This window comes from Saccharicrinis sp. GN24d3, assembly GCF_052400645.1.
Lineage (GTDB): Bacteria > Bacteroidota > Bacteroidia > Bacteroidales > Marinilabiliaceae > Saccharicrinis.
Genome location: NZ_JBQTGI010000001.1, coordinates 582,225 through 605,877 on the forward strand (window position 1 = coordinate 582,225; position 23,653 = coordinate 605,877).

Consider the following 23,653-nt stretch of genomic DNA (forward strand, 5'->3'; position numbering starts at 1 on the left):
CTTACTTTAAAAACTCTTTTAAAGATAATGTCTTAAATCCCAAACCCTTGGCTTTTATCTGTAAGCCGTTATCTGATGTAAGCAATATGGGATTATCTTTTTTAAATTTTAGTACAACAGAAAAAATGTAATTATCAGGTGATTTCTTATTGAAATCATCAGGTAATAATGATAAGTCTGCCATTTCCAATCTAACATCCCTTTTATCAATGTTTTGGTTGATAGATTTTAAAGCTTTTTGCACATTAGTTTTACCCTGGCTGTTTAATGTGGCTTTTAGTTTATCTAGTTCATCTAATACTTTAGCTGAGAGAATAACAGGATATTGATTTTCTATTTTAGAAATAATGTTGGGGTAATCAACAAAAACGTTTGTGTCAATGATATAATAGTTCTTTTTGTCTTTGCTAATTTCTTTTTTTCGTCTCTCAAACTTTGAGATATCTACTTTACCGACAACTTTAACATGAATATCCTGAGTAGATATTGTATTTACATTTTTGCTTTCGGATTTATTATGTGCTACTAAATTTTCCTGTATTTTTTCATAAAGAAGGTTATATCTCTGGTCATAAATGTTACTAAATTTTAATAGGTTCAACGTTTCATTGAAAGTTTTATAACCATTTTGGTATTCAAATAAATGCTCTAAATATGCAATACCTCCAGCATCACTTGTATAGCTAGCAACGTCACATTGATAATACACAGATAAGAAGTAGAAAAAATCACTTATTGGTAATTTAGAATTTCGACACTCTGATAATATGATGGATATGGCTTCATCTACTGGAGCCTTACCTTCCATGTATTTTCCTATAATACTTGCATTTAAAAGAGCCTTATAGAGTTGGAAAACATCATCGGATATACCCAAGTCTTTTTGATGTTTTTTTATTTCATTAATCGTGGTATTATACTGATTGTTTCTGTCACCTTGTTTATAAGCAATAGATTTACCAATATCATGTAAAAGAAGAAATAATTTAAAATCTTCAATCCTAATATTTGAAAATTTGTTTGAAAAGTATTTTTCAAATTGGTTAAAAACATTTAGAATATGCTCTTTCATTATATAATGTCTTACACGAGCATTATATAATTCCGTAAAGGCAGGAACTTTTCTACAAATATTATTAATACGTTCTTTGCCTGTCATATTAAAATAGTGATTGGTTATGAAATTCTGAGTTTAGCACATAGTTGAATGCTTTTTCTAGTGTTTTTTCGCCTATACCTTTATAATTGGCTAAAGCAATCATTGATTTGACTTCACCTAAATCAATTATTTCCGTAATTTTTCTGGCGTACTGAGGTTGAATACCTGTTTCCTTTTTTATTGATTCTGAATTTAAACCAAGCCATTTAGTCTTAAACTGCTCAAATAAATCATCTTTTGCATTAGGGTCATAATCATATATCTCAATATCTATTGAACAATTTTTAAGGTGTTTATCCATTAAAGATTTCACTTCTTGGGTATCTAAGCCTCCGTTATGTGTTCCTAATAATGGAAAGGCAATTGATTTAATACCTTTTTTCTCATACGTTTCAACAAATTTTTCAAGACCAGCTTCAATCCACTCAATTTTACTTGGGTATTTCCAATGGAATTTTGTCGGGAAATTTAAAATCCAAGGAGCATTTTGTTGTTTATTAAAGAGCCACAAAATTCCAGGCTTAATTAGTTTGTTTTTACAATGCTCTTTGTATTCCTCAAACATTAAAGGATATCTTAACTTATAAACTTGGGCAATTCCTTTCCCCATAACACCAACGCAATTAACTGTATTTACAACAGTCTGGCACTTGGAATTGAAAATGTTTCCGTGTATATATTTTATTGCCATTTTTTAATTCTTATATATTAGCCAATCTCTTTTTTCAATTGTTGTGTCAACGAAATACACCTCAATGGGTTTCTCCGTTTTAATAAACTGTATTTTTGGATATGCAAAAATTTCAGTTGCAGTTGCTTTTTTAATGTTTTCAGTATCTGTTATCTCTAACTCTTTTATACCGTCTCCTTTAATTAATAAATAAGCATTACTCCGGTATTCTGATTCAATACGTATTTCGGAATCATTTTCAAAAATGAGAAGTTCTCTATTACCTCTGTGATATATACCTCCGGAACCTTCGTTTATTTTACTAATAATTGGATCATCACCTAATTGGGATTTTAGAATGTTTGCATACTCTGAATTGTAGCAGATTATTTCAAATGAGTTTAATTGAGAAAAGTCAAATTCTTCATCTACAAGAAACTCCTGCTGAGAATATTCTTTGTAAAGATTAATTCCATCGCTTATAGATGAGTACAAATAGTCAGTATTAATTGACTTTGGATTTTCCGTAACTTTCTCAACTCTTGCCCTATTAGTTTGCATGTTACCGGTACTATAAAAACATTTACTTGGCATTTTTAATAGTACTTCTTTTAAGTCAAACTTAAAGAATACAGGCATAGGGCATTTGGGTAATCCTAATTTTAATGCACGAGTGTAATACTCATCACTCTGGTCTTTACCTAAACATTCATTATAAAACTGTGTTGGGGTTTGAGGTCTAAAATAGAACCTTGCAAAATGATGTGCAGTATCTCGCCTTTCAACAAGGTTTCCTGCTGCATTTGCAAAGTTTCCATTTGCCTTATTTCTACTTAATATTTTACGCTTTTTAATTATGTCTATCGCATTAAACAGATGAGTAAAGTGATAAATAAAAGGTTCTCTACTAAATTGCTCAATAAAGTCGGCACAGTTAAACTCTGACTTATATTTATTTAAACTTGAATGTAAGCGTTCAATTACTTTTGGGTTTTGTCTTAAAGCCTGCCAATCCCATTTGTTTTTGTATTCTTCTATTAGTGTTTCTGTAAAGTTTATTCTCATTGATTGAGAAACTATTGACCAATCTAATACATCGGCTAGAGGCTCCAATAAGTCTTCTGATATTTCAAAATCCTTTCTACTGCAAATACTTATCCAGTTTAGCTTACTTTTAAATTGAAACAGATTTTCCTTTGAAGCTTTAAAGTCTTCACAAAGAGAAATATAATCCCAATCAAGGTAATCTGCATATTTACTTAAAAACGAAATGTCAGAAAGTTTAATTGCATCATTCTTTGTAATACTAACCCAATCAAGCAATTCTTTGTAGTTCCAAAGAATTTCAGTTGATATTTTTGGATTTTTTGAAATTGAAATCCAATCTAACTCTTTGCTACTAAGTAAAGATAAAACTGTAGCACTTGGAGTAAATGTTTCGTTTTGGGAAACTAAAAACCAATCAAGTGGTTTGTCATATATTTTTATAATAACTTCTTCTGAAAATCCTATATCAGTTCTTGTGGAAATTTCAGCCCAATCCCAATCCTTTCCGGAAAGTTGTATAAGAATATCGTCATTTATCTTGATGTCTTTCCTTGAAGATAAATAGTGCCAATTCCACTCTTTTTGACTATGTTCTTTTACAAATTCAATTGAAAGTTTTATTGATTGATTGACGGATATGGCTTGCCAATCCCAATTTCGGTCTATTGTTTCGTTGATTAATTCCTCAGTAATACCCGAGTCAGTTCTTTGTGAGAAAACTTGAAAATCAATATACCTAATAAAAGCATCAAAACGCTCTTTGAAAATTTTGAAATCCTTTTCTTTTTTAAAACACCTACTATGTTCGGATAAATATTCCCAATCCCATTTACTTGTTCTAATTTTCAGGATAGATGAATTCCAATTGATGTTATCTAGTTTTGATAAAGATTTAAAATCCCAACTATTTACATGAGAATTAATCAAGTCTATAACCCATTTTATCCAAGCTCCATAACTAAAAAGAGATTCGTCACGTTTTAAAGTTTTATTTAAAGATTTTGAACCAGAAAAGGCAGTCCAATCAATAAAATCAACTCTTTCATTAAGGTAATTAAGAGGGTTAAATTCAGGTAAATCGTAAAAATAGCTATAGTCCCAATTAAATAACTCTATATTATTTGTAATGAGCTTGTCTAATTCTGAGAAATTAAATTTTCTTGTAATTATTTCCCATAATTTTGTGTTAAGCTCATCATTAAAGTCTGAAATGCAAGTTGCAACTTCAATCAACCTTTGAAGCTCTAAATCTTCTTTTTCAATACGCTCAGTTAATAATAATTCCCATTTCCAATAGTTGTTATACTCTGGTAAATTATTTAATAAAAACTCTTTGCTTATATTTTTGGTTAAATAATGCCAATCCCACCTATCAACATATAAGTCAAGGTTCTCTGTTACTATATTAAAATCTAAGTTCTGAGTTAGATAGTGCCAATCCCACTTATCCACCCATTTTTCATTGCCTAGAGCCTCTATCTTTATATTAGCACAAAATCGTTTTGTTAAAACATTCCAATCCCATTTCCAATTTATGTGCTGAAGAATGAACTCCCGAGATGGCTTCTCTGTTACATCTGACCATTTATTAGGATTATCTTCAAGAAAGCCTAGAATATTTAGTTCGCTAAATATCTTTTCGAAAGTTTCTCCATTTATTGAAGAAAGCAAGCACTCAATACTAATCTTGTCTTTTAGCTCAATTATGAAATCAGAACTATTTACAAGGTTTGGATTTTTTGAAATGAGTTCCCAATTCCAGTTAAAATCTACAAAGTCAGAAACAATTTTAGTGCTTGTTATTTGTGATGATATAAAGTCAATACCCTTCTGAGTGACAAACTTCGATTGATATTTATTAAATAAGTTATAAGACCAATCAATAAAAGGGTTGCATTCAAATCCTGCAACATATTTACTACTTTCCCATGTTATATAGCCAGTGTTCTCAAGTAAATCAATAAGAGCTTCAGACCAAATGTAGTTAGAAGAATTAGCTGAATAGTGAGCTAGAGTAGCATCTTTAGCATTGAAAAGTGCTTCCTGAAATTTTGTCGATTTGCAAAAATCTAATACATTTTCTCGGGATGAAAATGCTCTATTAATTGAAACTTCTAGGTTAATGTATGAGCTAAATGTATTAATATTCTCAAGTATATACGATAAATCATATTCTTTTGAAATATATGACCAATCCCAATTTTTCATTGGGTATTGACATATTAAAGGTTGTACTTCATCTATTTTATTTTTTGTCAATTCTGATAACTCAAAATCAATCTTATCTATATTAGCTTTGATAAAGTCAAAATCTAATTGAGGCATTATTACATCCCAATCCCAATCCTGTTCTTTCAAATCAGGAATAAGTAATAATGTTTTTAATACTTCAATACTAATTTCATCTTTGGAGGATATTGCTTCATAATTCCAAGGGTAACGTACTGCGTTTTCAATTAAGAAAGCATCATCAATACGTAATGATAAAGATGTCCAATCTAGGTTATCTTTGTACTTATTGATATGTTTCTTTAAAACCTCAATTGGGCAATTATTTGAGATTGAATACCACTGGTCAGCATCAGCATTATCTGCTATAAAATCAAACAAAGAATTGTCACTCCAGATTAATCGGCTATCTATTATTAAGTTACTTAACTCCAATAAGTCTGCAAATGGTATTATAGTTTCGTAGTCTAACCGAGCATCCTTATCCTTCATAAGTTTTAAATACAAACCCCATTCAACCTTTTTCTCTTTTTGAGTTAAGTTATCAGGTTTATGTAAGAGTTCTGTTGCTTGAACACTTACTTTATCTTTGTGAAAAATAATTGGATAGTATTCTCCGCCTTTTTGAAACAACTTAATATCAACCTGAGAGCTGCCAAATGAAAATATTGGGGTTAGTTCAGAGAAAAACACACACAGTTCCTTACTTGACTGTAGCTTAATCCGTATAGTTAAATCAGTTTCATCGGTATTAAAAACTTCTTCAACTTTAATTTTGCTGTAATCAATTTCTTTTACTGCTTCAATTTCTGAAGATATTCCTAAAGCAGAATAGAATGGAAAGAAAAGGTTATCATCTTCATCATGTGGGTAAAGGTTTGGATTCTCAAACAACTCTTTTGTGCCAGAGAAAAATTTGTATTTCTTTTCTTCGATTAACGCTCTTTGACCTAGTTCTGTTAGGTAGTAAGATTTATCTACCTTTTTAGCAAGCCCCCAATCAATAACAGCTTTTATTATAGTGTTAAAAACATCTAACTCAGCTTTGTCTGCATATCGTTTGGGTGAGACTTCAAAATTATCAATAACATTAAAGCCCAATAATGTTGCAAACTTTTCTTCATCTATTTTATTATCATTTGATTGTAGAATTGAACAAACTAATTTATCAATATCTTCAATTGCATATTCTTTATAAAATGAAACCTTACACTTAGTTTTTTTCAAACTCCAAGTTCGAAAGCCTTTGTCTCCATTAACAGAGGCATATACGAGTTCTGCCTTATTTATAATATCTTGCCAATTCATTTAGTCTCGTATTTTATAATTCTGCCATTGGGATTATTTGCAATTGTTTGATATACATTTTGGTATATTTCCTTTTGACTAAATAGTTCACTATTTCCAACTATAATTAACAACCGTTTTGCACGGGATAGAGCAACATTTAGTCTGTTGGGAGATTGAGCAAAACCCAAGTCTGTTTGCTCTTGAAATCCTAAATCGCCATAAAGTGTATAGTCAGGCTTTTGGTTTTTATCTGTAGCTATTCTATTACTCCTTACCATTGATACTATGACGATGTTACGTTCCATCCCTTGAAATCGGTCAACGGTACTAACTCGAATCGGTATATCTCTGAACTTGTTTCTTAAATCTTGTAATAACCTTATTTGTTTACCGTAAAAACTAATTAATCCTATCTGTTGGTCTTCAGGATTTTCCCAAAAGTTTTGATATCGACTAAAGCTATCTGAATTTCTAAACTTTGTTAAAATTTCATGTATTGCATCTACTTCTCCATGATTAACTCTTGACGTTCCATCAATCATTTCGGGAGAATTTGTATCTACCCAAATTACATGATTATTAAATGATAGCCAGTCTTCTATTTCAATTCCGTGAAAACGTGAGGCAGGGTTGTTCATGTTGGGATCATTTACTCCCATATCATTTGGGGTAATAAGCCCACATTCTAAACCGCCATCTCCAATATAAAATTGTTTAATTACATCGTTTATATCAGGGTGCATACGGTACTGTAAATTGAAGATTCCTTTTAAGCTTGTATCAATACCATCAAATAAACGTTCAAAATGAGAAATCTCTAATTCCTTAAAATGTTTGTTAACTTGTTTTTTTAACCTCTTAATCTTTTTGCTTTCTTCCTCACTTTCAGTTCTGTCCAATAAAAAATCAAACGACATCATAAATGATTCTTTATCGAGAAGTGGGGGCAATTGACGGTGGTCACCAATTATAATATTTTTCTTGCCATAAATAAGGGGTAAGGATAATTCAGCAGGAGTTGCTTTACTTGATTCATCTTGAATTACTGTTGTAAACTCTAAATCACCTCTGTATGTTGAGTACTCTTTACCATCTTTGTTTACTCTGGTGTTGACACTGCCAAATATCTCACAATAATTTTTGAAGAAGCTTGTTGCCTTTCCTTGGGTACTATTTTCTCCAATCGAGCTACAGGTTGCCCCAATAACATTGCAATTTTTTACATAACTGTTATAAAATGCTTCTCGAATGCTTTTTGATGGTGCTAATAAAGTTTTTTCCCACAACTCTCTTAATGTGCTATCTAATTCAGTTTGGTCTATTCTATTTTTGATATTTTTTATCCAATTATGCAATATTAATTTTTGTGGTAGGTCTTCATTTTCTTCTGCTATAACATCTTCATCAATATCAAGAACTCCATTTTCAACCCATCTTTTCATTGTCTCTAATGAGAATTGACGACCCTCATTTTCTAATTTTTCCTCTCCTCCAAAACGAATAGGTTTCACTAAATTATGACTATCATTTACAATGCGGTCTATTGCATTGTCAACTGCTAAATTTGTCTCTGAAGTTAGTAGAATCCTTTCTTCCGGATTATTTCTAATGTGCTGCCATATTATTTCTGCAATTGCAGTTGATTTGCCTGTTCCCGGAGGCCCTTGTATTAGGGCTATGTCTTCAGCTAATAAAGTTTTTAATATTGCTTGTTTTTGTGGCTCATTTATCCTTTTATTTAATAGATGAGAATCTAAATCCTGAAATAACTGACTCGAACTATTGATATGGGTATTAATATCATGTGTTTTCGTAGCTTTCGATGCATCAAAAATAAAATCGGTTAATCTTGGATTCTTTAAAGTGCTATCATTAGTTATAATTTTTTCGAGTGAGGTTTTTAAACGATTTATTTTCTCAATATCTCCGGTAAGATTAGGCTCAATTTTATCTATAATTTTTACCTCAAACAAATGCTTGTTTTGCTCATAAGTGTCCCCTGAAATATCAAATACCATATCAGGATAGTTTACACGAAACAGTTTTCCAAAATAATTTCCATTAATGCAAAAATCAGCTCCTCTGATTTCTTTAATGGCTGTTATTTGTGCTTCTTTTTTTGCAATACTGTCAACAGATAAGATATATTTTTCTTTACCTTCCGGAATATCACACAATTTTGCATTTAAAATATTTGCATCTAAAGTTTCAAGCTCGGATGTTAGCATAGCATTGAGCATAATTCTTTGCTCTGGAGATTGATACTCTTGATAAAAATATAAGCTCCCATTTCTGTTATCCCTCTTTGTTTTTATTGAAGGAAATTTCTCTCTCAACAGGTCTTCTGAAGAATCTAGTGATACATCCTGAATTTGAAAATCAATATTACTTCTGTGATTACCAAATAAACGAAAACCAAAAACCGGGCTTTTATTGACAAAACTCAATATCTTATCTTCTACTGTTTCACTTCTCCATTCAAAGTCTATTCCAATGCTTTCAGTATTTTCACTTATAGAAGCATTATCTTTTATTGATGAATTATAAATATCTTGCCAAAACTCATCACTTGAATATTCAGCACTAGGAAGAAACTCGGTTGTATATTTATAAAAATCATAACCATAAATAAACCTTGATTCGAATCTAACATTTTCAGCACCAAAGAAGGATTTTAGAAACTTACTTAACCTGGTATACTTCAAATCAAAATCCCATCTTTCATTAAGTTCTGAATGCAAGTCATCAGATTCAGAGGAGATATTAAGATTTGTATGAAACAAAAATGAGCTATCATCTTTGTTGAAATTTGGCAAATAATATGGTGAATCGTTAGGGTTGTATCTATCGACTACATTGGGATTGATGTGAAATTTATAATCATAACCTAAAAGGAACAAGCCAAAATCATCATAAAACCTTTGTAAAACATGTTGCTTTAAATATCCTCCTGATATTTCTATTTTCCTATTCCAAAAAATATCCTCCTCATTCTCATCTCGTGTGTATGTTTCTGTTTTATGTGTTCCATTTATAAACGGAAACTCCTTTTTTATAAAGTAAAAAGGATTGGGGAAAACAGGTATTATTGCACTAGCTTTTTCAGGAATTTGAATGTCAATCGTACCTTCTTGGCTTAACTTGTTTAGAACTTTTAAATCGTTAATTGAAATTTGTAATCTTCCTCTTCGGTCAAAGTCATAATCAAGATTTGCCCTAGTCATCAAATCCTGCAAAATAGAAATAGGAGTTTCAAACTTTCTAATATATCCGTCAATAATTGGATTTGGAATAAACTCAACAAAATTGGCAGCTGCTTTCTCTGCTAGTGCATTTTTTTGGTTAGAATTTACATTTGCGTTTTGACTTATATCAATATAGAAATACCCTTTTTTTATATCAATGCTGTTTGAATCAATCTCAAACAGACTCATAATAGATTCTATGATTCTATCAGTATCATCATTTTCATTTGCTTTCAGATAAAGCTTCTCACCAACAACTTTTGCAGATTCAGGAATAACCAGAACAGGGGCAGACCGTAATTGAAGCATCCGTTCTTGAACATCTGTATGTATCTTCCAAATATCTTGTATTTGCATCTGTTCTTTTGCAATATTTTTAATTATCTGTTCGGTTTTATTTCTTCACTCGATGATAAAATGTTCTAAACTTGAATAATGTAAACTTAAATGTCATACTAGTTTTCTAAAAAGTACATTTTACAGCTTCTTTTTCATATCCATAATTGCTTCGTGGTTTTTTAAAACTCCAATTAATCGTATCAACATTAGCTTCAATTTGTTTTTCAATTTCATCAGGTAAACTTGGAAAAAAATCAATGTTTGTAAAACTTTCAATGCTATCCACAGAAACTACATAAGATTCCAACGGTAACGAACATTTTTCATTTGGCATTAAAAAGCCAATACCCTTTGTAGATAAAGAATCATACTCAAGTATAACCTTGAAATAATAATTCGGAACACTTATCTGATTTGTTATACCGATTGTTTTAGTGATATTTTTTAATACTGGTCCACAAACAACATAAAGAGACCCATTACGTTCAACCATGCTTCTTTCTAATGATTCAAGGTGTGCCCATCTAATTCTGTTAAGGTCTTTATGTTGGGGTGACATATTGGACATGAAGAAAGTTTCATCCATTGCTTCGCAACTAAACTGCATGTTTCTTGAGCAAAGCATGTGACCTGCATCGTAGTTTGGGTCGGATGAATAATCATCATAAGTAGCGGAAGCAGTCAAAACAAATGGGTCTTCTCGAAAGTTGTTTTTACGCTCTACAACCTTATAAAGCATTTCTGGCTTCAATTCATAGGCAACCCATTTGGGTTGCTCATGTTGTTCTGAATAGGATAAAGTATAGTACATATGCCTAATAATTGTATCCTGATTGATTGCTGGCAGATAATTAAAGTCTTGAGAATATAGGATTAAGCTAGAAAGCATAAATCCAATAACCAAAAACAACCTATTAAATTTACTTACAGCATATCTCTGCATTTGATGTTTGTTTAATAATGACATTAAATTAGTACTCCTACCACCTTGAATTCTTCATGGTTTTTAGAAATGGAATGAAGTATTGAATCATTACTAGATAATTCAATGATAATTGATTCTTCGCTAAATAAACCTTGCTGAATAGTTTCCTTTCTAAAATTGAATTTCGAAATAGATAAATTGCCTTTATACGAATTCTTTCCTATTGTTGGGTGATGAGCAATTATAATCCTGTTTTCAAGCTTATCAACGGCTGGAATTTCAGAATTCATTAAAACCCAAGTGTTTTTCAACTCAGCACCTAATGCATCATCTTTAACCATCGTAGCAAATATTTCTTTCGAGTATTCACCTGACTTAACTTTTAACCACTTTAAGCTTTTGGGTTCTTTATGGTTGATATACTTATTGTAGGCTTGTTTTGCCTCAAAGGCTGGGACATATTCTACATATTTCATTCCTTCAGGAACATCGGAATCAGAAATTAATTCAGATTTATTCTGAATCTGTTCAAAATATTCTTCGGCTTCTGTGATAAAGTTATTAAATGACTTTTCGAAGTCGGTCATTTTATTTAACTGCACTTCAAATACTACAAGTCCTTTATAGCCTTCTACATCTCCAATTCCTTCCACTTTATTAAGCTCAACCAACAGCTTATTTTTCTTTACGTTGGAGAATTTTTCACCTTTGACTTCAAGTACATAAATAATTTGGTTGTAGAAGAAAATGAAATCCGGATAGTACTTGTGAGTACCATACTCGAAGAATATATTTCGTTCGTTCCGAATCCAGAATGGTTTTTCTTTATCCGGATTTATTTCAATAAGTTGATTTACGTAATCTGCAAGTATTTTTTCCGGATAGGAATCAAATTTATCATACTGATATGCTGAATGGTTATAACCATAGAAGTAAAAGCCATCTTTTATGAGTTTAGTTAGTTCATCCCGATTGTCCGAAAGGCGAATTTCATTTTTGATATCTTTTGAACGAACCTTAATTTTTTCGTCTTTAAATTCGTTTTGCAGCAACCATGTATCTGATTCAGTATCAAGTGTATCTAGGTCTAAATCGAAATAATTGTTTTCAACGTAGTTAATGTAGAAATATACAAAACTGTCCTTAAAACGATTCTTTGCAAGCTTTACATCTGTGTCATCCAAATTATAAAACTGAATACCTATTTCATTTAATCGGTTGGCGTATTCTTTGAATATCTTAAATGTCTTAGGAACATCGGGGATCGGATTTAACTTTGCAATAACACGTCCGTAAATTTCTTTAATATCCTTTTTAGATATTTCCAATTGGTCATAGTTCCAGTTTTGGTCTTCACCAAGTTTATGGAATACTTCTTCATCTGCAAATAAATCAACTTCTGTAAAGAAATTATTTGGAGCATATTTTATGAAGTGGGTCTGAACATCTTCAATGTCTCTATTAAATGAGTTTACATCAAGAAAATCTCCAATAATTTTATCATAGTTCTCAATAACATCCTTAATCGAAACACCTTCTTTTCGTTTGAAATCAATTCTAATTTTTGGAATCTGAATGCCTTTTAATTTAGAAGTATTTACCTTGTTTTCAATTGTTTTCTCTTCGCTATGCTCAATAGAGAAGTTTTTATCGGTAAGACCAAATTCTGATTGAATTTCTTTTACAACATCTTCGAACGATGCGCCTTGGTCTGCAACTATATGTAATTTTTCTGTATGGGTAATAAGGTCATTATCATAAACTTCATCGTACAAACGCTTTTCTCTATTTATTCGAACACCACGACCAACGATTTGCTTAACAGATGTTTTGAATTCTGAAGGTGTATCGTTGATAATTACCATAGAAAATATGTTAGGCATATCAATACCTTCATTAAGCATATCAATGAAGATTACAATCTCAACTTTATTTCGCTGAATATCATCAAACTGTTTTTTTACTAGTTTATCTGATTTAGAATGGAGTAATATTGAAGTCTGGGCTATATTATTAATAGCTTGCTGTAAAAGAGTTATGTCGGAATCATAGTCTTCCTTAAACATCTCTAATATTAAGTTGGTAGTTTCAGTATCTTCCTTTTCAGCTTTTTCTAACAATATCTCTAAGGAATCTGTATCTGTTGATAACTCCTCTTTAATATATCGTTCAACTTTCTCAGCATATACTATTTCATTTTTAACCTTAACAAAGCCTATTGGTTTCAGGTCTCTTGATGCTACATCGCTTAATACGGCTTTTTTCTTTAAAAGATGAACAAGGAAAAATGTCTGGAGTTTGTATCGTTCAGTTTCCGATATTTCCCTTTTCTTTCCTTTTGTTCTTCCATCACCGGGCAAGGCAAGTATTCTCACTTTTTTGCCATGTTGGTCTTCAAGGAATCTCCTTATATCGTATTTATAAACAATTGTTTGATTTTTCTTACCCTCATTTTTTTCTGTTTCAACCGCAGTTGCAGTATATTCTATAACTGCCAAAGGTTTAAAAGAGCTAATTATATTTTTTGTCTTTGTATTCTGTGCATGATGAGCTTCGTCAGTTATAATTACCAAGTCATTTTGAGATAAGTACTCTAATAAGCTGATAGTATTCCCTTTAGCATCCTTCCATAAAGAAGCACCCTCATGGCCTAGCTTAGTTTGAGTGGCATTTGCACCAAACTTATCAATGTTGAAGATGAAAATATTTGCTTCATTTTCTGCATCATAAAGCCCTTCCTTTGCATTTTTAAAGTTATCGCCTGTGAAAATGTTAAACTTAAACGGCACTTCTTCATGCCAGACAGTTTCTTTGGTTCCTTTATTAAAGTTTCTTATTGTCTTTTTGTAAATCTCAGTTGAAGAGGGAGTAATAATTAAGAAATTCTTTACTCCTTGCATTTTATTTAGGTAATATACCGCAGCACCCATTAACATTGTTTTCCCTGAACCAGTAGCCATTTCAAAACCAATGAATGGAGCTTTACGACCAGTCACTGAATCAACCTTTTCTAAAAGAGGACTAATATGCTTATACTCGTTTTGGCGCAACATATTCTTCTGTATCTTATCATCAGCTTTTGAAATACTTACAGCATCTTCATATACACTATGTAAGGTATACATGGCTTCTCGCTGATAATAACGCATAGGGTGTTTAGTTGCTTCTTCTGCCAGTTCTCTTAGGAAAACAGTTTCGGGTGAAGCACCAAATAAATCTTCAGATGATGAATTTGTAAATCCTGATTCAACCTTTAGCTTAACATGGTTTAGTTTTTTTTCTAAAAGTTTTTTGTATTCCTGATAGTATGGTTTTATAACTTTCTTAGTCATTGGTATTATCTTTCTAATTCTGAAAAAATTGCATGAGGAACTTTAATTATACCTAAATCTTCGGGTATAGCTTCTGTAGCCATATCTATCCCTTTATTAGTATAGATGGTTAATGACTTAAAGTCCTGTTGTTTTCGCAAGGTGTGAAGTATCGTTTTGACATCTTCATTTGATATTGTTACTCCTTTATCTTCAGGAGATGCCAAAATAACTACTCCATAAGTAGCTTTAGTCCCATTAGATATTTTACCAACAGAAGGGCTATTTTCTTCGTCCTTAAATATTTGAGCTGGAAATATATTTATCTCATCATGCGGAATATAGTCATAAGACTGTAAAAGTGAATCTTGAATAAACTTTTTGCCAAGTTTCCAATTAAATTCACCTTTCCCAGTCTCTTCATCTACATTAATGATTGATTCCCCTAGGTGATAAAATTTAAAAGAACCACCTCCTTGCCAGTTAACCGATTCCGTGATACCGCCTTCATCTTTACCATTCAATACCTTTTTAAGTCTAGGGATAATCAATGACTCTGCATGATTTCCTAATTCAACGCCGATCCATTTCCTTTTCATTTTATGAGCTGTAGTAAATGTGGTTCCGCTTCCCCCAAAAATATCTAGAATTAAATCGCCTTCCATCGTAGCAAATTCAAAAACTCGTTTTATCAACGCTTCTGGTTTTTGGCCTCCATCGAACTCTGTTCTTTCCTTGGACATTGGATTAATTACATATATATCCGACCATAGATTAGATATAGGTTGCCCCTTATATTCATCCAAGTATATTTTTCTATTGATGTTTTTGGACTTATCATCAGGAAAGGCAAGCTTACCTTCTTTATCCCATTGTTCTAAAACTTCTCTGGACACAGAGTAACCTTTAGTTGGAGTTTTATAGCCTTTATAATCATAAATTAAATTTTCACGTCTATTGGGACTCTGTATAGGAGATTTCATATATCTCCTTCCATTTTCATCAATATTATTAAATCTTTCCTTAATATATTTTTGAGTATGCTCATCCTCCAAGGAAAATATTTGATTAAATGTAGATGCCTCTGAATTTCTATACCACAAAATATAATCAATAACATTATTTAATCTGTTAGAAGGGTTTGCACTTCCGCCTCGTCTTTTCCAAACTATATCATTAATAAAGTTTTCAGCCCCAAACACTTCATCTAATAATAATTTTAGTCTAAAAACCTCTCTGTTGTCCATTTGAACAAATATAAACCCATCTGAAGCCAAGCATTCTTTTAGTATTACTAATCTATCTCGCATAAGGGTTAACCATTCCGAATGTTCCAGGTTATCTTCATAGAATTCGAATGCTGAGCCTGTGTTATATGGAGGGTCTATATATATGCATTTTACTTTTTCATTATCAGGTAACTTATCAAAATGTTTCTTTAGAGAGTTTAATGCTAATAGATTATCTCCTTTTATCAGCAGGTTATTAATATCTTTTGTTTCACCCTCTTTGGAAATTTCTTTTATCTCAAATTCTGTATCTGTTCCTGGAATTGTTCCTACTTTATCTTTAGCAACTGCCCGATAAGCTTTTTGAAATATTAATGGACGTGCTTCTTTTACTCTTATATCATTTCTATCTACCCAGTATGGTTTTTTTCCTTTACCATCCTCTTCCGAAAGCTCATAAAATAGTGCATCATCTTTGTTTATCCAATTAATTGCCGGAGCTGGGACATCATCAGATGATTTAATTGAATTTTCATCAAGGTTTATAATGGATTTTTGTTTGTTATACCACTCTAGGGTTAGTGAACCTGTATATTTTTTTGCCATCTTAATAGTTATTTATTTTTTATTACCCGAACATAAAGCTTTATAGTAACACTTACTACAAGCAGATGCATCACATGATTTACTAAGGTTGTTATTTCGTATTTCGTCTGCTGAATGCAGTATTTTTGTTTTTATATCATCAAGTTTAGTGTTATCTAAACGTTGTTGCTGCTTGGAGTGACCATCTTCATCAAGGTTAAAAATCTGCAATATATCAGCCTGTTTGCCAGAAATTTCTCTGTACCCAAGCGCATATAATGCAAGTTGATCCATGGTCACGTCTTGTCGTTGAGCCTCCTTTTGAGATTTAAAATCAACTATTGTAGTTATTTCTTTTCCACCTAGTTCCTTCTTCTTAATCAAGTCCATCCGGCCATTAATAAGTATCCCTTCACCTAAGTCGATTTGAATTTCCTTTTCTGCATACTCAATATTGTCAAAGTCTTTAATATTTTCTTTTAAATATTCAGAAGTAACGGTATGAACACGTTCCTTTGTTCTTTCAAAAACGCTATCAGAAGCATGTGGCATATGAGTGTGAGTATCTACAATATCAACAATATTTTCCTTCGAGACATCTGTGCCACTAAGGTGCTTGCGATGCAACTCCATTAATACATTGTGAACAGAATTACCATAACCAACTGTTTCGCTAATTGGCTGCACAAAGCCATACATGCTAATTAGTTTAAATCTGTATGGGCAATCGAAAAACTCTTTTAACACTGAAAAATTTAATGCCATTGCAGGCTTTTCAATTTTAGCTTTTGGAGGAAGATTTTCAATATTGCTGTAATCAGGATTAGGGTCTGAAATTACATAATCAGAATTACTAACTTCTTTAGCAAAAATTGATTCCTTTTGATACAGCTTGGATTCCTTTGCTCGTGTTAAGTATAAGTATTTTTGTGAACGTGTAAGTGCTACATACATTAATCTACGTTCATCTTCTTCTGCTGAAAGGAAACGTTCAACATTTTTTACAGGTAATGACTGAATAAGCTTTGCAGTAACAGCACGGTTACCCGTTGGTTTCATTGAGGGCAGATAGTTTTTATTAAGCCCAGGAATAAAGACCACTGGATACTCCAATCCTTTCGATTGGAATATTGTCATAATTTGTACTGCATTTGGTGTTTGATATGAAGCGTTCAGCCAACCTTCAGGATAATACCCATCGGCAGAATACTGAAGAAACCTTAGAAAACCATTTAGTTTATAAATAGGTTTATCTTTATAATGGATGCTTTCATAGTCATTGATAATCTGTGAAAACATGCCAAGGTTATAAAAAACAACTTCATTTATCTCGTTTCCTACCAAGCCCGGATGTTCTTCATCATTAAAAGCTTCTTCATGTAATTTTGCATTCTGAATGAAGTCCCAAAATATTTGTTGCAGATTGAAAGATGAGAAATAGCCTTTTGGTTTTGGTTTCTGCTTATCTAAATGAGCAATTGCAAAATCTAGGTCTTCATCTTTTAAGTTTTCAGATGCTGATTCCCAATATAATTTTAGAGAATCGTCTTCTATTTCATTTGTCAGATATTGATAGATTGCTCTAGCAGCTTTTATTTCAGGCCTCTCAAATAATTCATTTACACCACCTACAATGAATGGAATACCTTCATCTGTTAAAGCATGCATGAAATTTTCAGCCTTTTTCCATTTTCGTAACAGAATAGAGAAATCTGAATAATCAAGTCCACGAGGCTCTTTTCCTTTCGCATCAAAAAACGATTTACCACGGAGTTTCTTTATCGTATCAATTACAAATTCTATTTCATCTTCTTCATCGTCATATTGATTGTAGATAATATTACCAAATTCGAATTGTTGATGCCCAGTTGCATTCATTACCTTTGGTAAACGAAAGGTATTATTGCTTATAGACTTATAGGCAGTATCAATAACACCCTCTGAACTGCGAAAGTTATCCTCAAGCTTGATATACTCAACATTAGGATATCTATCTTTAAACTTTTGAATGTACTGTACATCACCACCTCGCCATTGATAAATTGTTTGGTCATCGTCACCAACCACACAAACATTAGAGCCAGTTTTTGATAATTCTACTATTAGCTGTTCTTGAATAGGATTTACATCTTGATATTCATCAACGATTAAATATTTAAGGTTTGATAATATTGCTGCACTAAAATCAGGATTGTTTTTTAGTTGATTTATAGTCTCTGTCATAATTGAAGTAAAATCAAAATATGAATGACTATTTAATTTGGCAGAATATAATTCCAGAGCTTCTTTCCATTCTTCTGGTAGACTATCACTTACATCTGCTTCCCTCAAAACGGAAATAGCTGTAAGAAAGCGGTCTGTTTCTTTATATCTACTCATTCCGACATTTACCATGCCGATTTCATTATAATACTTATCTACAAAGAGCTTTTGCTTAATTGCGTCAAGAATGCTATACTTCTGAAATTCATATACATTGTCCTGTAATGCTTGTAAGCACCATGAGTGAATTGTTCCAACATACATTTCAGACAGCCCTTGAACATTACCTATTTGTTCTTTGACCATTCGTAGAACACGGGTTTTAAGCTCGGCAGCAGCTTTTTCAGTGTATGTAAAGGCTATAATGTTTTTAGGTTCAACCTCTTTCTTTTCACTTAGTATTGTAACTATCCTTTGAGATAAAACTTGTGTTTTGCCGGAACCAGCACAAGCTATTACTTGCAGATTCTTATCTATTGTACTTATAGCTTTCTGCTGCTCATTAGTGTATCTTATAGAATGTTTACTCATGCGTTATTTCAATAATTTTAAAGCAAGAGCCAAAGCTTCTTCTTGGTACTCATCTTCCTTTATAGTTTTAACAATTTTATCAGCAAGCCATAATGTGAGTAGGTTTTTGCTGTCTTGTTTAAAAATTTTAGCCAGTGAAACAATATCCTCCTTTTTAAAGAAACGTTCGCCACGTTCCATTTTACTCAACATGGCAGTATCCATATCTAGTTGTGCTGCAAGTTGGCGTAGTAGAATGTTATTATCTTCTCTTAATTCTCGGATTTTATTACCAATCATTTTTGGTCTATTTTAATGGTGACTTGACAAATTTTGACTAAAATATAAAATTTTCCTTATTCATTTTTATTATTTCAGAAGTTTATTTTTTAAACATACTTACTTGAAGTTATTCAACAAATTCACCACATCTCCATATAAGTTTTTCATTAAAGATGATTCTGTCTCCTCTATTTTCTTAAGCAAATAATCTTGTGGCACTTCCTTTTTTATCAGCACTTTCGCAAGTTTCCCTAATTCACTTAATAATTCATTTTCAGGAGATGTTTGATGCACATTACTAATTGTATTGCATTTTTTTTGCAAGCTTAAAAGAAATTCTTTGTATTCAGTTTGCATCTTCTGAAAGTCAATGGCAGTTCCTCCGCCATCGGGGTGTAGTTGCTTTGCTAATTTTCGATAGCGTAATTTGGCTTGTTCAATATCAGTAATACCTAAAAAATACTTCATAGTTGTTCAAATTCTTCAAGTGTTATACAAAAATGTTCCAGGATTAATAGGAGTTGTTGTTTGTTGTAGTAATGGCGTTTCGTATTTCCAGCCTGTTCAATCCGTTTTTTGAGTACTGGGCAAATATCAATTTCGTTTCGGAGCTGCTGCATTGCCGACTTCATTGAAATACTATCGGGGTAAAGTTTCTTTACCAAATCCTGCTTTAATATGGTTCTGCGTACAATCATAGTTTAGGATTTGGGTTGAAAAATGAGCGATAATGCAACTGAAATATGAGGAAAAGCAGTATTGTAGAGTATATTTCAACCGCTTTGGAAGGCTTTTGAGTACTATTTACCTTAGGCAGACTGCTTTTGAGTACTTTAAGACAATATTTAAAGTGCTTTTTTGAATATTGTATTTTTTGCAGGGGACTTTCAGCTATTAAATGAAAAAACGGTCGCTTTGTAACCAACAAAAGCCTCGAATTGAGACTTGCATTTAGAATGTAATTAAGAATTTTGGGCATAATCTATATAATTATACCCTTGACGGCTATGAATGTAAAGATAGCTTTTTTAGCAAAAACTTCTTTTCAGAGCCTATGGTATTTTTCAAAAACTGTCCTCATTCCTCATATTTGCGTTAATACATTAGTATTCAATTAAATAAAATGAGGGCTTTGAGGAGGAGTGAGGGAAAGGGTATGTTATTTCCTCTTTTGTCCCTCAATAATCCCTCATGTTTCCCTCAGCCGTCCTCACTTATTATTAGAATAGAAAAGTATATAGTATTATATATCAGTATATTATTATACTCTATACTTAATAAGTGAGGAAATGAGGACGGTTTTTGCATTACTACTATTAATTAGCCTTAATAATGTGTTTTGATATATATTTAGATGAAGCGTTCAATCTCAATACCTTGTTCTTTTAGGGTATCATAGTTCAGTATGTAAGCACTTGTTCTATTGCTTCCGAATTGTACGTTCTTTCGGCGATAGTCAATAAATGAACGATGTTTCTTTAGGTATTCACCAATCACCGCCTGGTCTAACACGGTTATACCTTCTTTGCGAGCTTGTTCCCTGTATAAACCATGTATTGCTCCAACTCTTAGATAAAGATGTTTTACGCTATTTTCAGCAACTACGATTTTGTAATGTGTATTATCCGATATTTTATAAAGATTAAGCAGGGACTGTAATACGTGAAAATACTGTTCTACTTCATCGCTTTGGTTTTGTACTGAAATGGTAAGTCTTGCTGAACGTATTAAGGCTGTTTTTGCTGTGTGATAATCAAAAGGGAATTTCAAATCGGATTGTTCCATTAGAATTTTCATAGGTGTAAGTACCGATGAAATATTCAAAACAGTTCTGCGGTCAACGTTACCAAATTCGCTTATCAGCTCATCCATAACCTCCGAACTAATACTAGGTTCTTCTTTAGCATAGTTCTCCTCAATTAAATGTCGATTGTCGAATACTGAACAGGTGATATTGGTAAACTGCAAACTTTCTTCGGCTGCTTTGAACTCTTTTAGGTCTTCATAGTTTCCCCGATTGGTATCATCAAATTCGCCTAATAAACTACGACTTGAGAGAGCCGGGTCTTGTGTTGGTAAATCCTGACCGCTAATAATACCCGAACCCCTGGGCTTTGCAATACGAGTTTCGTTACCGCCAGACTTTACACCTGTAAGTTTTCCGTTTCGGTCGGCAATACCTTTTAATGCTTCAATGGTATTTTTATGGATGCTGTTCTTATACTCATTGCCCCAAAACGGATGGTTGGTTGTAGAATCCATACTTCGCTGCATACCTGTACTTGTACTACCGGAAGCAAGGTTAATACCGTCTTCCATTGGTGGCTTGCCAAACATATACATGATACTTCGAGCTGCGGTACTTTTACCTGATTGGCGTTTCCCAAACAGGAACAACAAAGGGAAGTACCCGAAATTAGCTTTATAAATTACATCGCTGAAAACGGTGGCTATGTAGTAGGCAATTAATAGTTCTGCATTACCCGGATAAACCTTGTTCATTGATGATGCCCATTTGCCAAAATCCCAACTGCTGTTCTTTGGCGGTTGAATATACTTTGAGTTTTCCTTAAATGGGTTTCCGCTATCGCTGGTACCAATTCTCAATAACTTACCATAGGGCAGAAAGAAGAAATGTAAAAGATGTACTTGGCCCTGTTTAATTTTATCTTTCAAATTATCTGAACCATATTTACCTATAAACTCTGCGGTGGTATTCAGTACATGAAAGGTGTCGCATATGCGAATCTGACTTTCGGGTGGAATTTCTTTAAACTCATCCATGCTGCTTATTCGTTTTGCATGGGTGGTAACTCCATACTCATCAATCTCATGGAATGTTTTATCGTAATACAAACCATTGGCAAATACCCAAAATCGATTCTTTTCATTGTAACCAACTCTTTCAAGTTCCTTTGCTTCAGGTATTCCCAAAAGCTTCACGTTTTTAATGCTATCGAGTTGTGTGTCGTTCCCATACCAAAAGAAACCATGCCTACGGTGAACTTGCTTTTTAAAGGATGCAGGGGTACAAAAGTCATCCGATGATATGGTGGCAAGTCGTTTCCGTCCGTATTGACTCATCAGGTTAAGAATGTATTTCAGGTCGGTTCGCCCTTGTGCATCCCTATGGAAAACACAGAACAAAGCTTCAAAAGTAAAGTTTGATATTTGTTTCGGATTCTTACCTTCCACAGTCCAGTATGCCCCTTTTTCTTCATAAAACTGATTTTCCAAGAGGTTTTCCTGTTGCTCTTTTTTCAGTTTTATAATGTCGTTAATGTTCTCCTTCTTCTTGACTTTTTTCTCTATTGGCTGGCTGTTTTCCTTTAGAGCATCCTGCCAAGCTTTTTTCGGTTTAATCTGCTCAGAAACAAAGTCAAGATAAACCTCCTGGTTAGTTTTATCATAGCAACTAATCAGGGCAGCCATCCGCTTAATTACTTCCGATTTCTTAACCGGGTCACTGGCAAATCGTTCAGCGTATTCAGAGGTTTTGTATATGATGTAATCTTCCTGTTTTTCATCGTACTGAAGAAACGTCTCGCTATCGGTAAAAAGTGAATCAGGGTCTTGTTTTTCGGGTAGTACAACTACCGAAACATGGAATTGATTTTTAATTAGGATTTCTGCATTTCGGCACATGGCATTTCGTCCTGCACTATCTCCATCGTAGATAAGTGTAGCCTTATTGGTGTATTTTTTCAGGAGCTTTGCCTGTGCGCTGGTTAATGCCGTTCCGCCTGTTGCAACTGAATTTATTACTTCAATGGAATGCATCCGAAGCACATCGGTATAACCTTCAACTATATATGCCCGGTCTTCGTTTTTAATGGCGAACCTTGCAATATTCAAAGCATACAATTCATTGCCTTTAGTATAGATGCAGCTCTCGTGTGTATTCAGATACTTAATCTTTGGGTTTTCATTTAAATCACGTCCTGCGAAAGCAATGGTTTGCCCTTTGGAATTGCAAACAGGAAATATCAATCGGTTGTAGAAAAAGTCATAAATGCCTTTGTCGTTGCTTTTCAGCACGCCAATTTCTTCAAGTATTTCCGTTTTTACACCTTTCTCTCTGGCATGGGCAAGCAGAGCATTTCCACTTGGAGCATAGCCAACATTAAAGTTGTTGTTTTCAGGAATAACAATGTTTCGCTGCTTTATGTAATCCTGTACATTCTTATGATTGACCTGTTCTAAGAAGAATCTTTCAATGATATTACAAGCAATTTTCAGGCTTTCTTCATGTTTGAATTTGGCTTCATCCCAATTGGTGCTTTTCTTCCATTCAAAATTGAGGTTTAAAAGTTTTGCGCCAATCTCAACGGCTTCTTTAAACTCAACATTTTCATGCTCTTTAATAAACTCAATGGCATTACCACCTTTATCGCAACCGAAGCATTTGAAAATACCCTTTGCCGGATTAACGCTGAACGAAGCCGTTTTTTCATTGTGGAATGGACAACACGCTTTGTAATTGCTCCCTGATTTCTTTAGTGTGACAAAGTTGGAGACAACCTCATAAACTTCATCATTGATTTGCTCTATAACCCTTTTTGCATCCATC

Annotated in this window: 12 protein-coding genes; all 12 read right to left on the reverse strand. The window is 32.8% G+C overall.

Annotated elements, in window-relative coordinates:
- Position 1: 1 nt before the first annotated feature.
- The 12 genes from ACT29I_RS01945 to dnaG all read right to left on the reverse strand — a co-directional run bounded on the left by ACT29I_RS01945 (position 2) and on the right by dnaG (position 23,652).
- Positions 2-1,159, reverse strand: coding sequence for a PIN domain-containing protein (locus ACT29I_RS01945; RefSeq protein WP_444792580.1), 1,158 nt, complete (start codon positions 1,157-1,159; stop codon positions 2-4).
- 1 nt (position 1,160) lies between these two features.
- Complete coding sequence (locus ACT29I_RS01950; protein ID WP_444792581.1) at positions 1,161-1,850, reverse strand: macro domain-containing protein; 690 nt, start codon at positions 1,848-1,850, stop codon at positions 1,161-1,163.
- Positions 1,851-1,853: 3 nt separating this feature from the next.
- Complete coding sequence (locus ACT29I_RS01955; protein WP_444792582.1) at positions 1,854-6,413, reverse strand: DarT ssDNA thymidine ADP-ribosyltransferase family protein; 4,560 nt, start codon at positions 6,411-6,413, stop codon at positions 1,854-1,856.
- Positions 6,410-9,997 carry a DEAD/DEAH box helicase gene (locus ACT29I_RS01960; RefSeq protein ID WP_444792583.1) on the reverse strand — a complete coding sequence of 1,196 codons (3,588 nt, stop codon included), beginning with the start codon at positions 9,995-9,997 and terminating at the stop codon, positions 6,410-6,412. Before ACT29I_RS01960 ends, ACT29I_RS01955 begins: the two co-directional genes overlap by 4 nt.
- Before the next feature lie 106 nt (positions 9,998-10,103).
- Positions 10,104-10,922, reverse strand: coding sequence for a DNA/RNA non-specific endonuclease (locus tag ACT29I_RS01965; protein ID WP_444792584.1), 819 nt, complete (start codon positions 10,920-10,922; stop codon positions 10,104-10,106).
- Positions 10,923-10,945: 23 nt separating this feature from the next.
- Positions 10,946-14,236, reverse strand: coding sequence for a DEAD/DEAH box helicase (locus ACT29I_RS01970; protein ID WP_444792585.1), 3,291 nt, complete (start codon positions 14,234-14,236; stop codon positions 10,946-10,948).
- Positions 14,237-14,241: 5 nt separating this feature from the next.
- Positions 14,242-16,050 (reverse strand): site-specific DNA-methyltransferase, encoded by a 1,809-nt coding sequence (locus ACT29I_RS01975; protein WP_444792586.1) that lies wholly within the window; start codon positions 16,048-16,050, stop codon positions 14,242-14,244.
- Positions 16,051-16,062: 12 nt separating this feature from the next.
- The gene (locus ACT29I_RS01980; protein ID WP_444792587.1) at positions 16,063-18,822 is read right to left on the reverse strand and encodes an ATP-dependent helicase; all 2,760 of its coding nucleotides are present in this window, start codon (positions 18,820-18,822) and stop codon (positions 16,063-16,065) included.
- Positions 18,823-18,825: 3 nt separating this feature from the next.
- Positions 18,826-19,101, reverse strand: a complete 276-nt coding sequence (locus ACT29I_RS01985; protein WP_444792588.1) for a helix-turn-helix domain-containing protein — start codon at positions 19,099-19,101, stop codon at positions 18,826-18,828.
- 99 nt (positions 19,102-19,200) lie between these two features.
- Entirely contained in the window at positions 19,201-19,551 is a 351-nt protein-coding gene (locus tag ACT29I_RS01990; protein WP_444792589.1) for a hypothetical protein, read from the reverse strand.
- Positions 19,548-19,781 (reverse strand): DUF4248 domain-containing protein, encoded by a 234-nt coding sequence (locus tag ACT29I_RS01995; protein WP_444792590.1) that lies wholly within the window; start codon positions 19,779-19,781, stop codon positions 19,548-19,550. The genes ACT29I_RS01990 and ACT29I_RS01995 overlap by 4 nt, the downstream gene beginning before the upstream one ends.
- Positions 19,782-20,433: 652 nt before the next feature.
- Positions 20,434-23,652 (reverse strand): DNA primase, encoded by a 3,219-nt coding sequence (gene dnaG / locus ACT29I_RS02000; protein ID WP_444792591.1) that lies wholly within the window; start codon positions 23,650-23,652, stop codon positions 20,434-20,436.
- Between the last annotated feature and the right edge of the window lies 1 nt (position 23,653).